Source organism: Streptomyces sp. NPDC023541 (genome assembly GCF_055559995.1).
Genome location: NZ_JBVHJO010000004.1, coordinates 496708 through 511576 on the forward strand (window position 1 = coordinate 496708; position 14869 = coordinate 511576).

Below are 14869 nucleotides of genomic sequence, written 5' to 3' on the forward strand. Positions count from 1 at the left end.
GCCGACACTACATGTGGGGGTTGCCGCACAAGGCCGCCCCCACATGTATGCTCATGCCTGCTGTCGCCGCAGGGGAATCCGGTGGGAATCCGGAACTGTCCCGCAACGGTATGAAGTGTCCGGCAACCGGACACCAAGTCCGATGACCTGCCGTCAGCGCGCCCGGATCGACCGACCCGGGTGCCGACACGTCCGGGCCTCGCGGTTGGGCCGGTGGACGCCATGCGGTGTGCCCTCCTGCCACGCCCGCATGCGCCCGCGCCCCCCGCCGATGCCCCGGGCCGAGCGAGGGAGAGCTCCCGCCGTGACCATCGCGCCTTCCGCACCGCGCGCCGAGTCCGTTTCTGGCGACAACACCGAGGGCCCGGGGGCCACGCTGCTGCGTACCCTCACCGAACTTACGGCGGACCTCCCCGACACCGACCCCGGCCGCGTCGCCGCCGCCGCGCTCCGCGGCCGCAGCTCCGCCGCCGACGACGCCGAACTGCGCGGGCTGGCCACCGAGTCCGCCGCCGGACTGATCTCCGAGGACCCCGCGTACTCCAAGCTCGCCGCCCGCCTGCTGACGCTGGCCGTGCGTGACGAGGCCGCGAGCCAGGGCTCCACATCCTTCTCCGCCTCCGTCGAGGTCGGCCACCGCGAGGGCCTCATCGCCGACCGCACCGCCGAGTTCGTGCGCACGCACGCGAGCCGCCTGGACGCGCTGGTCGAGCACACCCTCGCCGAGGGCGCCGACGACCGTTTCGGCTTCTTCGGCCTGCGCACCCTGCACAGCCGCTACCTGCTGCGCCACCCGATCACCCGTCAGGTCATCGAGACCCCGCAGTACTTCATGCTGCGCGTGGCCTGCGGCCTCGCCGCGGACGAGAGCGTCCAGGCCGTCGAGGAAGTGGCCTCGCTGTACCGGCTGATGAGCCGCCTCGACTACCTGCCCTCCTCCCCCACGCTCTTCAACTCCGGCACCCGGCACCCGCAGATGTCCTCCTGCTACCTGCTGGACTCCCCGCTGGACGAGCTGGACTCCATCTACGACCGCTACCACCAGGTCGCACGCCTGTCGAAGCACGCGGGCGGCATCGGCCTGTCGTACTCCCGCATCCGCGCCCGCGGTTCCCTGATCCGCGGCACCAACGGCCACTCCAACGGCATCGTGCCGTTCCTGAAGACCCTCGACGCGTCCGTCGCCGCCGTGAACCAGGGCGGCCGCCGCAAGGGCGCCGCCGCGGTCTACCTGGAGACCTGGCACGCGGACGTCGAGGAGTTCCTGGAGCTCCGCGACAACACCGGTGAGGACCAGCGCCGCACCCACAACCTGAACCTCGCCCACTGGGTCCCGGACGAGTTCATGCGCCGCGTGAACGCCGACGCCGAGTGGTCGCTGTTCTCCCCGGCCGACGTGCCCGAGCTGGTCGACCTGTGGGGCGACGAGTTCGACGCCGCCTACCGCAAGGCCGAGGCGGACGGCCTCGCCCGCAAGACCATGCCCGCCCGGGACCTGTACGGCCGGATGATGCGCACCCTCGCGCAGACCGGCCAGGGCTGGATGACCTTCAAGGACGCCTCCAACCGCACGGCGAACCAGACCGCCGAGCCGGGCACGGTCGTGCACTCCTCGAACCTGTGCACCGAGATCATCGAGGTCACCAACGACGGCGAGACGGCCGTCTGCAACCTCGGCTCGGTCAACCTGGGTGCCTTCGTCGTGGACGGCGAGATCGACTGGGAGCGCCTCGACGAGACCGTCCGCACCGCCGTGACGTTCCTCGACCGCGTGGTGGACATCAACTTCTACCCGACCGAGCAGGCCGGCCGCTCCAACGCCCGCTGGCGTCCGGTGGGCCTGGGCGCGATGGGCCTCCAGGACGTCTTCTTCAAGCTGAAGCTGCCCTTCGACTCCTCCGAGGCGAAGGCCCTGTCCACCAAGCTCTCCGAGCGCATCATGCTGGCCGCGTACGAGGCCTCCTGCGACCTCGCCGAGCGCAGCGGCCCGCTGCCGGCCTGGGACCAGACGCGCACCGCGCGCGGTGTCCTGCACCCGGACCACTACGACACCGAGCTGAACTGGCCGGAGCGCTGGGACGCGCTGCGCGCCCGCGTGGCCGAGACCGGCATGCGCAACTCCCTGCTCCTTGCCATCGCCCCGACGGCGACGATCGCCTCGATCGCCGGCGTGTACGAGTGCATCGAGCCGCAGGTCTCCAACCTCTTCAAGCGCGAGACCCTGTCGGGGGAGTTCCTCCAGGTGAACGGCTACCTGGTGGAGGAGCTGAAGGCGCTCGGCGTGTGGGACGCCCAGACCCGTGAGGCGCTGCGCGACTCCTCCGGCTCGGTCCAGGGCTTCGGCTGGATCCCGGCCGAGGTCCGCGAGCTGTACCGCACGGCGTGGGAGATCCCGCAGCGCGGTCTGATCGACATGGCGGCGGCCCGTACACCGTTCCTGGACCAGTCGCAGTCGCTGAACCTGTTCCTGGAGACGCCCACGATCGGCAAGCTCAGCTCGATGTACGCGTACGCCTGGAAGCAGGGCCTGAAGACCACGTACTACCTGCGCTCGCGCCCGGCGACGAAGATCGCCCGCGCCGCCCAGGCCGCCACCGCCGCTCCGGTGGCGCTCCCGCAGGCCGTCGACGCCGAGGCGCTTGCCTGCTCCCTTGAGAACCCCGAGTCCTGCGAGGCCTGCCAGTAATGAGCTCCACCGACAAGAAGAACCTCCTGGACCCGGGCTTCGAGCTCACGCTCCGCCCGATGCGCTACCCGGACTTCTACGAGCGCTACCGGGACGCGATCAAGAACACCTGGACCGTCGAGGAGGTCGACCTCCACTCGGACGTCGCCGACCTCGCGAAGCTGACGCCCGCCGAGCAGCACATGATCGGCCGTCTGGTCGCGTTCTTCGCGACGGGCGACTCGATCGTCTCGAACAACCTGGTGCTGACGCTCTACAAGCACATCAACTCCCCCGAGGCGCGCCTGTACCTGTCGCGCCAGCTGTTCGAGGAGGCCGTGCACGTCCAGTTCTATCTGACGCTGCTCGACACCTACCTGCCCGACCCGGACGACCGCGCGGCCGCGTTCGACGCGGTGGAGGAGATCCCCTCCATCCGTGAGAAGGCGCAGTTCTGCTTCAAGTGGATGGACTCGGTCGAGAAGATCGAGCGGCTGGAGACGCAGGCCGACCGCCGGCGCTTCCTGCTGAACCTGATCTGCTTCGCGGCGTGCATCGAGGGCCTGTTCTTCTACGGCGCCTTCGCGTACGTGTACTGGTTCCGCTCCCGCGGTCTGCTGCACGGCCTGGCCACCGGCACCAACTGGGTGTTCCGTGACGAGACCATGCACATGAACTTCGCGTTCGAGGTCGTGGACACGGTCCGCAAGGAGGAGCCCGAACTCTTCGACGACGAGCTCCAGCAGCAGGTCACCGACATGCTGAAGGAGGCCGTGGAGGCGGAGCTGCAGTTCGGCCGCGATCTGTGCGGTGACGGCCTGCCGGGGATGAACACCGAGTCGATGCGCGAGTACCTGGAGTGTGTCGCGGACCAGCGCCTGGTCCGTCTCGGCTTCCCGCCGGTGTACGGCTCGCAGAACCCGTTCTCGTTCATGGAGCTCCAGGGTGTCCAGGAGCTGACGAACTTCTTCGAGCGCCGCCCGTCGGCCTACCAGGTCGCGGTCGAGGGCACGGTCGACCTGGACGAGGACTTCTGAGTCCCACAGGTGCACCGGGAGCCGGGACGCGAGGCGATCGCGTCCCGGCTCTCGGCGTACCGGGGCGGGGAGGGCGCCGGCCAAGCTCAGTGGGCGAGGCGTCCCCGGCGCCAGGCGGCGGACCGCAGGCCGTGCCGGTGGCCCGGCGTGGGCGGCATGCCGCCCGCCTTCTGCCGGGGCAGCCACACGAGCCGGGTCCGGGCGGCCCGCAGCTCCCGGTCGATCCGCCGCTCGCGCAGGGCCCCGTAGAAGCTGGGGGCGAGGAGCAGGGTGGCGACGGCGAGGACGGCGAGGTAGCTCAGGAACGTGTTCATGTATCCACTGTCACCCCGTTCACAAAACCCGGCCAGTGGCAGGACTGTCATGGAAGAGCGAATTACTGCCACACTGGATCCATGCTGACCAATGTGGCCGTGGCCCTCCTCGACGAAGTGGCCCCCTTCGAGTTCGGGATCTTCTGCGAAGTCTTCGGGATCGACCGCAGCGACCACGGGCTGCCGGTGTACGACTACGCCGTCTGCGCGGCGGAGGACGGCCCGCTGACCATGTCCGGGACCGGTTTCGCGTTCGCCCCCGCCCACGGGCTGGAGCGGCTGGAGAGCGCCGACCTGATCTGCGTGCCCGCCTTCCGCAACGCTTCCGAACGCACTTACCCGGAGCCGCTGCTGGCCGCGCTGCGCCGCGGTGTGGAGCGCGGCGCGCGGGTGTTCAGCGTGTGCAGCGGGGCCTACGTGCTCGGCGCGGCGGGGCTGCTGGACGGCCGGCGCTGCACCACGCACTGGATGCACGCCCCGGCCCTGGCGCGGCGCTTCCCGCGGGCGCTGGTCGACCCGGACGTGCTCTACGTCGACGAGGGCCCGGTGATCACCTCGGCCGGCACCGCCTCGGGCATCGACGCCTGCCTGCACCTGATCCGCCAGGAGCACGGCGCCGAGGTGGCCAACGCCGTCGCGCGGCGGATGGTCGTACCGCCCCACCGGGACGGCGGGCAGGCACAGTACATCCAGCGGCCGCTGCCGCGCACGTCCTGCGACACGGTGGGGGAGGTGATCGGGTGGATGGCCCGCCACCTGGAGGAGGAGATCACCGTCGAGCAGCTCGCGGAGCGCGCGCACATGTCACCGCGGACGTTCGCCCGCCGCTTCCTGCAGGAGACCGGCACCACCCCGTACAAGTGGGTACTGCGCCAGCGGGTGCTGCTGGCGCAGGAGTTGCTGGAGTCCACCGACGACACGGTCGACGCGATCGCCGGCCGCTCCGGCTTCGGCAACGCGGCCGCGCTGCGCCACCACTTCCTGCGGACCCTGGGCACCACGCCGAACGCGTTCAGGCGTGCCTTCCGGGGCCCGCAGGCCGCCTGGAACTAGGCGTTGGGGACGGTCTCGTAGCGGGGGGTGCCCTCCTCCATCTGGCGCAGGGCGTCCTTGCGGTCCCGCTTCGAGAGCCGGTCGATGTACAGGTAGCCGTACAGGTGGTCGGTCTCGTGCTGCAGGCAGCGGGCGAAGTAGCCGGTGCCACGGACCTTGATCGGGTTGCCCTGGGCGTCCTGGCCCTCGACCTCGGCGTAGTCCGGGCGGGCCAGCGAGGCGTAGGCCGTCGGGACGGACAGGCAGCCCTCGTTGGAGTCGTCCAGCACCCGCGAGCCCGCCGGCAGCTCGACGAGCTTGGGGTTGACCACGACACCGGTGTGGCGCACGCCCTCGTCGTCCGGGCAGTCGTAGACGAAGACCTTGGCGTCCACGCCGATCTGGTTCGCGGCCAGGCCCACGCCCTCGGCCGCCTTCTGGCTGGCGAACATGTCGTCGATCAGCTGGGCCAGCTCGTCGCCGAACTCGGTGACGTCCTTGCACTCGCTGTGCAGGACCGGGTTGCCGACGACCGTGATCGGGCGGGCGGTGCCGCGCTGCCGGTGGGCCAGCTCGCGCGCCTCACAGTCCTCGGTGTCCACGACGTACCCGTCGTTCACGACCTCGCCACCATCGACAACCTGGTTCTCCTGCTGCGCCATGTCCGCCGTACGCCTTCCGTAAGTGCCGGTCACCGGTGGTCGCCGATGGCCACCGATGTGCCCGTACAGCCTACGGCCCCGGCTCAGCAGACTTCTTCGAGATCCCGCCACTCGCGGCTGTCGGGGCTGTCGGCGACCCAGCCGTCCAGGAGTCCGCGCACGAGTCCGGCCGGTGCCGCGATGCCGCATTCCCGCTCGGGCACCCACAGGGAGCCGGAGCCCGCCGTTCGGTGCCCCAGCGGTCCGGGGTGCCCCGGCTCGCTGTGGTCGTGCGGATCCAGGTGCTCGCCGTCGCCCTCGTCGCTCGGCATCTCGCTCTCCGAGCAGGTCCGGCACAGCAGCCGCACCGACGAGGACCAGTCCTCGGCGGCGAAGCCCGCGTCCGAGGCCAGCTGCTCCAGCGCGTCGCGGTCCGCCTCGGTGGCCGCCTCCAGCAGCACCACCCAGGTCGGCACCGGCGACGGCGCCCACAGCTCGATCTCGTCGAACACCGGGTACGAGGGTCCCGCCGCGGTCACCCGCTCGCCGTGCGGCACCCCGTCGTGGAGGACGACCTCGCCCCAGCGCCGTCCCGAGGACGGCAGCGGGATCGAGAGGACCTCCAGCCTGGCCGGATCGAGCCGACGGCCCCAGACCACCTCGGCCTCGCCTTCGGGCGAGAGCCGCACGGCGGCGCTGCCGAGCTCCATGCCGACCGGCTCGCCGTTCCCGCCGCCGTTCGCTCCGTGGGGGTCTCCGGGCACCTTCAGCCCGTACGCCTGCCAGGCCCGGCGGGCCAGCGGCCAGTCCTGGAGCGCGGTGGCGGCGATCCCGACGTTCCACCAGTCGGGGGCTCCGGTCTCACGGTCCAGCAGGGCCACGGCGCGCAGTCCGGCGGCCCGCGCCTGCTCCCAGTCGTGCCGGAACTTGTGCAGCAGGGCCAGGTTGAACCAGGACTCGGAGAGCCACGGCTCCAGGTCGGCGGCTCTGGTCAGCAGCGCTCCGGCGTCCTCGTACCGCCCGTCGCCGATCAGCGTGAACGCGCGGTCGGTGGCCTGCCGCCACGAGGCGGAGGGCCGATGCCGTACCTTCCCGAAGATCCTCACGATTCCCGCCTGCCTGGGGGCACCCTCCCAGCGGTGGCTGGGGGACTACGGTGCAGCCTTGCCGACACTCTTACTGGCATCCAACCATGCCCACTCGGACGGCCGCTCATTACCCATGGGTTACCCAGGTGGGACGGGCACCACTCTGCCACGTCCGCCCCTGGCCAGAACCCTCGCCAGACACTCCACGACCTCCGGCTGGTAATCCCGCCCGGTCCCCAGGCGGAGCTGCTCCAGGGCGGCCAGTGAGCCGCCCGGGTGACGGTTCCCGCCCACCAGGTCGTCGTAGGCGTTCACCGCGCGCACGATCCGGGCCAGCGCGGGCTGCTCCCGGTACGGGTCCGCCTGCCGCTCCACCACCACCGCCACCTCGGCGGGCACCCCGGTCTGCCGGGCCACCTCCCCGCCCAGTCCGGCGATCCGGCGGGCCTCGGCGGCGGGCAGCTCGGCGGTGGCCCCGTCCGGCACCGGGTCGACCAGGGAGAGCTGGCCGATGTCGTGCATCAGGGCGGCGTACTCCAGCACCGTGAGCTCCCGCTCCGACAGGCCCAGCTCCCGGCCGACGGCGCAGCTGAGGGCCGCGACCCGGCGGGAGTGGCCCGGCGGGGTGCAGCCGGCGATCTCGGTGGCCCGGGCCAGGGAGGTGATGGTCTGGCGGTAGGTGGTGCGGATCGCGGTGATCCGGTGGAAGGACAGCTGGGTCAGCAGCAGCGGCACGCTGAAGACGGGGACGGCCCACAGGCCCGCGACGGCCGCGCCGAGTGCCATGACGACTCCGGTGGCGCAGATCGCCGAGCCGATGCCGAGCTGGGCGCGCAGCCCGTCGCGCAGCCGGGGCCCGTACGGCCAGCCCGTACGGGCTCCGGCGAGGGCCGCGGCGAGTACGGCGTCGCACAGGGCTGTGAGGCCCAGCAGGAGCAGCAGGAAGACGACGAGGTACGGGCCCTGGCCCACCCGCTCCTCCAGCCGGCCGGAGTTGTAGAGCGGCTGGAAGCACGCCGCGGCGAAGGCGACGGTGAGCGCCCGGCGGGCCAGGTGGTCCAGGGCGGGCCCGCGGCCGCGGGCGACGTGCGGGACGATCCCCGCCAGGGCGGCCGCGACGACGACGGCGACGGTCTCCAGCACGCCGTGGTGGGTCGGCTGGCCGGCGTTCTGGCCGAGCAGTGCGTAGGCGAGGGCGCCGGCCGAGCCGAGCGGCGCGCTCTGGTGGTCGGGGGCCCCGGGCCGGTCCCTGCGGGTGAGCTCGCCGACGGCGACCAGGAAGCCGAAGGCCAGAGCGGCGCCGGGCTCGGCCAGCCCGTGCCACAGGGTGTGGGCGAGGGCGGCGGCGGTCAGCACGGCCGCGGCCCCCCGCACCGCCCATGCGGCTGCGGCCCTCATCCGCCCGCCCCGGCACCGTCCCCGTCGCGACCGCGCCGCCCCCAGGCGGGCGGGGCCTGGCTCCGGGGGGCGTCGGCGCCGGCGGGCGCCGCGTCCTGCGCGGACAGGGCGCGCAGCGCCGTCCGCGCGGCCGGTCGGGCGGTGCGGACCCGCTCGGGCAGCGGGCCGCCGCTCCCGTCGGCCGGGCCGTGGCCCGGCAGCGGTACCGCCGGGCCCGGCACCCCGGCACCCGCCACCCCGGCGGGCGCGTTTTCGCTGATCACCTGGAGGTCGTCGTCGGAGGTGACCACCGGATGCCAGCCGTGCCGGCCGATGGCGTCGGTGAGGGCCCGTACCATCACCGGATCGAACTGTGCGCCCGCGCACCGGTCCAGCTCCGCCAGGGCGGTGGGCACCGGCCGGGCCCGGCTGTACGAGCGGGTCGAGGTCATCGCGTCGAAGGCGTCGGCCACCGCCACCACCCGGGCCAGCACCGGGATCTGCTCGCCGGTCAGCCCGTACGGATAGCCGGAGCCGTCCACCCGTTCGTGATGGTGCAGGATCGCGGACCTGGCCTCTCCCAGGAAACCGATGCCGCGCACCATCTCGTGCCCGTACTCGGGGTGCAGCTCGATGATCCGGCGCTCCTGCGGGGTCAGGGGGCCGTCCTTGCGCAGCAGCCGCGTCGGGACGCCGAGCTTGCCGACGTCGTGCAGGATGCCGGCGATGCGCACCACTTCCAGCCTGTCCTCGGCCATCCCCAGCTCGCGGGCGATCATCGTGGAGGCCTGGCCGACCCGTTCGCTGTGGCCGCGCGTGTAGCGGTCCTTGATGTCGACGGCCTGGACGAGGGCGCGGATGGTGGCCTGGTGGGCGGCGCGCTCGCGGTGGTACTGGGCGAAGACCCAGCAGGAGACGTACATCGGCAGCAGGACGAGCAGTGCGGCCGGGACCCCGTACGGGCTGCGCCACATCACGGCCATCATCAGGCCGGCGAGGCCGTGGACGCAGTGCGGGGCGACGGAGCGGGTGAGCAGGCCGTGCCGGGCGGTGGCGGCGGGCCCGCGTTCGGCGGCGGCCAGGACGGCCCCGTCGAGCGCGGTGACCACCAGGCAGAAGGCAGTGGCCGCCGCGGTCGCGGGGAGCATCGCGTAGGGGAAGTCGGCCGCCCGCGCGGAGGGCCCGCCGCCGAGCGCGGCCGGGCCTGCGAGCAGCCCGAACACCTGCCCCGCGACCCAGGCGCCCATGGACTGCTGGGCGCCGTGCCAGACCCGGCGCACCAGGGCGGGCCGCTGGACCACCGGAGCGGCGAAGGCCCCGGGCAGCGCCACGAGCGCGGCGGCCGCGGGCGGCAGCAGGAAGACGGCGGCGAGCACCACGGGGAAGAAGGAGCCGATGCCCTCGGGCACCCGCCGGCCCGGCAGCGGGCAGCTCTTCACCAGCTCGCAGCCGAGGTAGAGCCCGGCGAGCAGGATCACGGCCGGCCGGGAAACGGCGGAGTCCGTGAGGGCCGGGGCGGTGCAGGCGAGCGCCGCCAGGACGGCGCAGAGGACCAATCCGCGTGCGGCCGGCGGAAGACCCCGCATGGCGCTCTCCTCCCCTGGGCCGGGCAAGCCGGGTACCGAATCCGACCGGTACCGATTGGGGAGAATAGGTGGGGCCCCGAGCGGGGCGGGCCGCTTTTTCTTATTGCGCCGTGCGGACGCCCCCGGATTAGCGCATTCGGGTGAATGAACTGATCTGCCGGGGGCGGCTGTTCAACTGTTCGACCGGTACCGGGAGCGGTCAGCCGGGAGCGGGATGGTCGGCGGTGACGTCGTGGTCGGGCACCGCCTGACCCGACCGGATCAGCTCGATCCGGCCCATCACCTTCGACCGCAGGTCGCTCGGCACGTCGTCCGACCCGCAGCAGCGCTTGACCAGCTTCTTCACGGCCTGTTCCAGCCCGTACTTCTCCAGACAGGGGTTGCACTCGCCGAAGTGGGTCTCGAACTTCGTGCAGTCGCTGTCGGGCATCTCATGGTCGAGGAACTCGTACAGGTGGTCCAGGACCTCAGAGCACTCTGTCTCGTGCGGCTCTCCGCAACTCATGAGCCCGAGCCTTTCCGGTCGTTCGCCTCGCCCGCGCCCGCGGGAACCAGCCCGCGCTCACGGGCATAGTCCTCCAGCATTCCGCGGAGTTGACGGCGGCCACGGTGCAGTCGCGACATGACCGTCCCGATGGGTGTACCCATGATGTCCGCGATCTCCTTGTACGCAAAGCCCTCTACGTCGGCAAGATAGACCGCGATGCGGAACTCTTCCGGAATGGCTTGCAGGGCTTCCTTGACATCCGAGTCGGGCAGGTGGTCGAGCGCCTGCGACTCGGCCGAGCGCAGTCCGGTCGACATGTGCGACTCGGCGCGCGCCAGCTGCCAGTCCTCGATCTCCTCCGCGGCGCTGCGCTGGGGCTCGCGCTGCTTCTTGCGGTAGGAGTTGATGAACGTGTTGGTCAGAATGCGGTACAGCCACGCCTTCAGGTTGGTGCCCTCGCGGAACTGGTGGAAGGACGCGTACGCCTTCGCGTACGTCTCCTGGACCAGGTCCTCGGCGTCGGCCGGATTGCGCGTCATGCGCAGAGCGGCCGAGTACATCTGGTCGAGGTAGCCGAGGGCGTCCCGTTCGAAGCGCGCGTTGCGCTCCAGGGTCGTCTCCTCCGCGTGGCCTTCGTCGGTCCCAGCGACAGGACCCACCTCCTCCGACTGCGTGGCGGCTCCGAAAGCGGGTCCGCTCGAATCGGAGAATAGTCGACCATCCCGGCCCTCCGCCGCTCGAAGCGGGCTGCGCTTGGGCGCGGGCAGCACCGTCCAGTCCAGGTCAGCGGCCTGCGGACGGTTCTGGCTGATGACCTGGGTCATTCGCTCCCTCTCCTCCGACGTTCCGTGTGTACCGACATCCGGGACAACACCAGGGGCGGGGCGGCGCATTCCCCGGCGCGCCACGGGTTTTCGGCCTTCGCCGGGCCGGCGCCGGGAGGGTGTGGCCGGTGTCACGCGGGGAGCCGCGCGAGCCAGTCCCCGACCGCCTCGGTGATCGTCAGCAGTGCGTCCTCCTGGGTGGTACCGGCCTTCTTCGGCACCGCGAAGCCGTGATCGCCGTGGGCGACCTCGACGAGCTCGTACGGGTGCCGCCCGGTCGGCGCCGGGAACTCGTCGGGGCGGCCGAAGGGGTCGCGGCCGCCCTGGACCACGAGGGTGGGCCGGCCGGCCCCGGTGAGCTCCTCGGCGCGGGACTTCTCGGGCCGGCCCGGCGGGTGCAGCGGGAAGGCGAGGGCGAGCACGCCGGCGGCGCCCAGTTCCGCGGCGGTGCGGCAGGCCACGCGGGCGCCGGCGCTGCGCCCGCCCGCGACCACCGGCAATCCGGGCTCGGCGAGAGCCGGCCACAGCCCGCGCCAGCCCTCGTCCAGCACCTTGGGGGCGGCGGCGACCTTTTTCCCGGCGACCCGCCAGGGCTGTTCGACGAGCGCCACCGTGATCCTGCGGGCGGGCAGCGCGGCGGCCAGCGCCTGGAGGTCCCGGGCCTCGATGCCGCCGCCGGCGCCGTGGCTCACGGCGAGGACGAGCCGGGCCCGGGGAGCGGTGTGCCAGGTGACGCGGGCCTCGCCCGCCGGGGTTCCTACACTCTCGGTACGCGTGGTCATGCGCCCATCGTGCCGCCCCGGCCGGTCAGAAGAGTGTGCCCTCCTCCGGCGCGGCCAGTTCCGTCAGCAGCTCGGGCCCGTTGTTGCGTACGTTGCTCACGGCGGTGGACACCGGGTAGGCCCGCATCAGGCCGGCCGGCGGGGGTGCGAGCAGTTCCCGGAGGGTGCCCTCCGTATCGGTGTTCGCGGGGTCCAGCCAGGCGTCCCAGCGGTCGGGGGTGAGCATCAGCGGCATCCGCGGGTGGATCTCGGACAGTGAGCGCGGCCCTTCGTCGGGGGCGACCCCCAGCGGCCCGGTCTCGGCCTCGGTGGTGATCACCGAGCAGGTCACCCACCAGGCGAGGGGGTGCTCGTCGGGCAGGGTCCGGTCGCGCCAGAACTCGTATACGCCGGCCATGGCGAAGAGGGAGCCGTCGGAGGGGAGCACGAAGTAGGGCTGCTTGCGGGCCCGCTTCTTCTTCCCCTCCACCTCCAGCTGCCGCTCGTCGTGGGCGGTGACCCACTCGTAGTACCCGTCGGCGGGGATGATGCAGCGGCGCTGCGCGAACGCCCGGCGGAAGGACGGCTTCTCGTGCAGGGTCTCCGACCGGGCGTTGATCATCCGCGCGGCGCCGTCGGGGGTCTTGGACCAGGAAGGCACCAGGCCCCATTTCAGGACGCGCAGCTGGCGAACCGGACGCGGATCCGGAGCGTCCTTCAGGGGGCGGTCGAGGACGACGTGGACCTCCTTCGTCGGCGCCACGTTGAAGTCGGGGGCCAGGGCCTCCTCCGGCTCCCACTTCTCGATGCCGAAGGCCTCCACGAGGTCCTGCGGTCCACGACTCGCTGCATACCGTCCGCACATGGCTGTCACACTGCCATGTCCACCACACACCACCGCAAGGAGTCCGCCACCTCATGGACAGCAGCACGACGGCCGGCCTGTGGGACCGGCTCACGGGCATACAGACCTCGCCGGACCAGTGGCTCGTGATCGCGACCGGCCTGGTCGCGCTGGCCGCCGTGGGGCCCCGCCCGCTCTGGCGGCTGTCGCGCAACGCCATCACCATCGCGCACGAGGGCGGGCACGGCCTGCTGGCGCTGCTCACCGGGCGGCGGCTGAGCGGGATACGGCTGCACTCCGACACCAGCGGGGTCACCGTCAGCCGGGGCAAGCCGACGGGCCTGGGGATGATCCTGACCGCGGCCGGCGGGTACACCGCGCCCTCGCTGCTCGGGCTCGGCGGTGCGGCCCTGCTGTCGGCGCACCGGATCACGCTGCTCCTGTGGGCGGCGACGGCCCTGCTGGTGGTCATGCTCGTGATGATCCGGAACGCGTACGGGGCGCTGACGGTGATCCTGACCGGCGGAACCTTCCTGCTGGTGTCGTGGCTGACCCCGGCCGAGGTGCAGGCCGGCTTCGCCTACCTCGTCGTGTGGTTCCTGCTGCTCGGCGGGGTCCGGCCGGTCTTCGAGCTGGGTGCCAAGCGCAGGAACGGCGGGGCGCCCGATTCCGACGCCGACCAGCTGGGGCGCCTCACCCACTTGCACCCGGTGGTGTGGCTGCTCTTCTTCCACGTGGTCGCGCTCTGCTCGCTGATCGGCGGCGGCCGCTGGCTGCTCGGCCTGTGACCACCCTCTGAGACCGGACGGCGATCAAGATCCGGGCCCGGACGGAGCCACTAAAGTGGGGGCCATGACCGAGACCCCCGCCCCTGCCCTCTGGCCCGCTCCGCTCGCCGATGGGACCGTCCACGCCACCGTCACGGTGCCGGGGTCCAAATCGGTCACCAACCGCGCCCTCGTCCTCGCCGCCCTCGCCTCCGAGCCGGGCTGGGTGCGCCGCCCGCTGCGCTCGCGCGACTCCCAGCTGATGTCGGACGCGCTGCGCGCGATGGGCGTGGGCATCGAGGAGACCGTCTCCTCCAGCTCCGCCGGCGCCGCCGCGAGCGGCGAGGCCTGGCGGGTCATCCCGGCGGCCCTGCACGGCCCGACCACGGTCGACGTCGGCAACGCCGGCACGGTCATGCGCTTCCTGCCGCCCGTCGCCACCCTCGCCGACGGAGACATCCGCTTCGACGGCGACCCGCGCTCCTACGAGCGCCCGCTCGGCCAGGTCATCACCGCTCTGCGCACGCTCGGCGCCCGCATCGACGACGACGGCCGCGGCGCGCTGCCCATGACCGTCCAGGGCGGCGGGGCGCTGGAGGGCGGCACGGTCGAGATCGACGCCAGCAACTCCTCGCAGTTCGTCTCCGCCCTGCTGCTCTCCGCCCCCCGCTTCAACCAGGGCGTCGAGGTACGGCACGTCGGCGGAAAACTGCCGTCGATGCCCCACATCCGGATGACGGTGGAGATGCTGCGCGCGGCGGGCGCCCAGGTGGACACCCCCGAGGCCGGCGGCGAGAAGGACGTGTGGCGGGTCTCCCCGGGCGCCCTGCTGGGCCGCGACATGGTCGTGGAGCCGGACCTGTCCAACGCCCAGCCGTTCCTGGCCGCGGCCCTGATCACCGGCGGCACGGTCACCGTCCCGGACTGGCCGCGCCGCACCACGCAGCCCGGTGACGCGCTGCGCCGGATCTTCACGGAGATGGGCGGGTCCTGCGAACTCACGGACGCGGGCCTGGTCTTCACCGGCACCGGCAAGATCCACGGCATCGACGTGGACCTGAGCGAGGTCGGCGAGCTCACCCCGGGCATCGCGGCGGTGGCCGCCCTGGCCGACTCCGAGTCGGTGCTGCGCGGAGTCGCCCACCTGCGGCTGCACGAGACGGACCGGCTGGCCGCGCTGACCAAGGAGATCAACGCGCTCGGCGGCGACGTCACCGAGACCGAGGACGGCCTGCGCATCCGGCCGCGCCGGATGCACGGGGGGGTGTTCCACACGTACGAGGACCACCGGATGGCCACCGCCGGCGCGGTGATCGGCCTGGCGGTGGAGGGCGTGCAGATCGAGAACGTGGCCACGACCGCGAAGACCCTGCCGGACTTCCCGAAGATGTGGACGGACATGCTGGCCGGGGACGCGGGCCCCGGAGCGGGTGCGGGAGCGTAGGG

14 protein-coding genes and 1 riboswitch are annotated in these 14869 nt (G+C 72.4%); of the genes, 5 read left to right on the forward strand and 9 right to left on the reverse strand.

The genetic code is table 11. The features are described from left to right. Positions 1-47: 47 nt before the first annotated feature. Positions 48-169, forward strand: a riboswitch (cobalamin riboswitch). 135 nt (positions 170-304) lie between these two features. Further along, complete coding sequence (locus ACZ3X1_RS12775; RefSeq protein WP_467279231.1) at positions 305-2686, forward strand: ribonucleoside-diphosphate reductase subunit alpha; 2382 nt, start codon at positions 305-307, stop codon at positions 2684-2686. After that, a complete protein-coding gene (locus ACZ3X1_RS12780) occupies positions 2686-3702 on the forward strand; it encodes a ribonucleotide-diphosphate reductase subunit beta (protein ID WP_356815413.1) in 1017 nt (338 codons plus the stop codon). The genes ACZ3X1_RS12775 and ACZ3X1_RS12780 overlap by 1 nt, the downstream gene beginning before the upstream one ends. A gap of 86 nt (positions 3703-3788) precedes the next feature. Here ACZ3X1_RS12780 and ACZ3X1_RS12785 read toward each other — a convergent pair whose 3' ends face one another. Then, positions 3789-4016: a hypothetical protein gene (locus ACZ3X1_RS12785; RefSeq protein ID WP_467279235.1), complete on the reverse strand. Its 228-nt coding sequence runs from the start codon at positions 4014-4016 to the stop codon at positions 3789-3791. An 81-nt stretch (positions 4017-4097) separates the two neighbouring features. Here ACZ3X1_RS12785 and ACZ3X1_RS12790 point away from each other — a divergent pair, with 81 nt between their 5' ends. Continuing rightward, positions 4098-5069: a helix-turn-helix domain-containing protein gene (locus ACZ3X1_RS12790; RefSeq protein WP_467279239.1), complete on the forward strand. Its 972-nt coding sequence runs from the start codon at positions 4098-4100 to the stop codon at positions 5067-5069. Here ACZ3X1_RS12790 and def read toward each other — a convergent pair. From def to ACZ3X1_RS12830, 8 genes are all read right to left on the reverse strand, one after another. Beyond that, entirely contained in the window at positions 5066-5710 is a 645-nt protein-coding gene (gene def, locus ACZ3X1_RS12795; protein WP_356815410.1) for a peptide deformylase, read from the reverse strand. The genes ACZ3X1_RS12790 and def overlap by 4 nt on opposite strands. Before the next feature lie 83 nt (positions 5711-5793). Then, positions 5794-6795 carry a tetratricopeptide repeat protein gene (locus tag ACZ3X1_RS12800; RefSeq protein WP_326478279.1) on the reverse strand — a complete coding sequence of 334 codons (1002 nt, stop codon included), beginning with the start codon at positions 6793-6795 and terminating at the stop codon, positions 5794-5796. Between the two features lie 120 nt (positions 6796-6915). After that, positions 6916-8175: an HD-GYP domain-containing protein gene (locus ACZ3X1_RS12805; RefSeq protein WP_362626222.1), complete on the reverse strand. Its 1260-nt coding sequence runs from the start codon at positions 8173-8175 to the stop codon at positions 6916-6918. Then, the gene (locus ACZ3X1_RS12810) at positions 8172-9740 is read right to left on the reverse strand and encodes an HD-GYP domain-containing protein (RefSeq protein ID WP_467279247.1); all 1569 of its coding nucleotides are present in this window, start codon (positions 9738-9740) and stop codon (positions 8172-8174) included. Before ACZ3X1_RS12810 ends, ACZ3X1_RS12805 begins: the two co-directional genes overlap by 4 nt. 199 nt (positions 9741-9939) lie before the next feature. Continuing rightward, positions 9940-10245, reverse strand: a complete 306-nt coding sequence (gene rsrA, locus ACZ3X1_RS12815; protein WP_030771481.1) for a mycothiol system anti-sigma-R factor — start codon at positions 10243-10245, stop codon at positions 9940-9942. Then, positions 10242-10886, reverse strand: a complete 645-nt coding sequence (locus ACZ3X1_RS12820; protein ID WP_030032333.1) for a sigma-70 family RNA polymerase sigma factor — start codon at positions 10884-10886, stop codon at positions 10242-10244. The genes rsrA and ACZ3X1_RS12820 overlap by 4 nt, the downstream gene beginning before the upstream one ends. Positions 10887-11182: 296 nt before the next feature. Continuing rightward, complete coding sequence (locus ACZ3X1_RS12825; RefSeq protein WP_356815879.1) at positions 11183-11833, reverse strand: alpha/beta hydrolase family protein; 651 nt, start codon at positions 11831-11833, stop codon at positions 11183-11185. Positions 11834-11858: 25 nt separating this feature from the next. Then, positions 11859-12677 (reverse strand): SOS response-associated peptidase, encoded by an 819-nt coding sequence (locus tag ACZ3X1_RS12830; RefSeq protein ID WP_356815878.1) that lies wholly within the window; start codon positions 12675-12677, stop codon positions 11859-11861. Positions 12678-12730: 53 nt separating this feature from the next. Here ACZ3X1_RS12830 and ACZ3X1_RS12835 point away from each other — a divergent pair, with 53 nt between their 5' ends. After that, on the forward strand, positions 12731-13444 hold the full coding sequence (locus ACZ3X1_RS12835; protein ID WP_356815877.1) for a M50 family metallopeptidase: 714 nt from the start codon (positions 12731-12733) through the stop codon (positions 13442-13444). A 64-nt stretch (positions 13445-13508) separates the two neighbouring features. Continuing rightward, positions 13509-14867 (forward strand): 3-phosphoshikimate 1-carboxyvinyltransferase, encoded by a 1359-nt coding sequence (aroA, locus tag ACZ3X1_RS12840; protein WP_356815876.1) that lies wholly within the window; start codon positions 13509-13511, stop codon positions 14865-14867. The last annotated feature ends 2 nt before the right edge of the window (positions 14868-14869 follow it).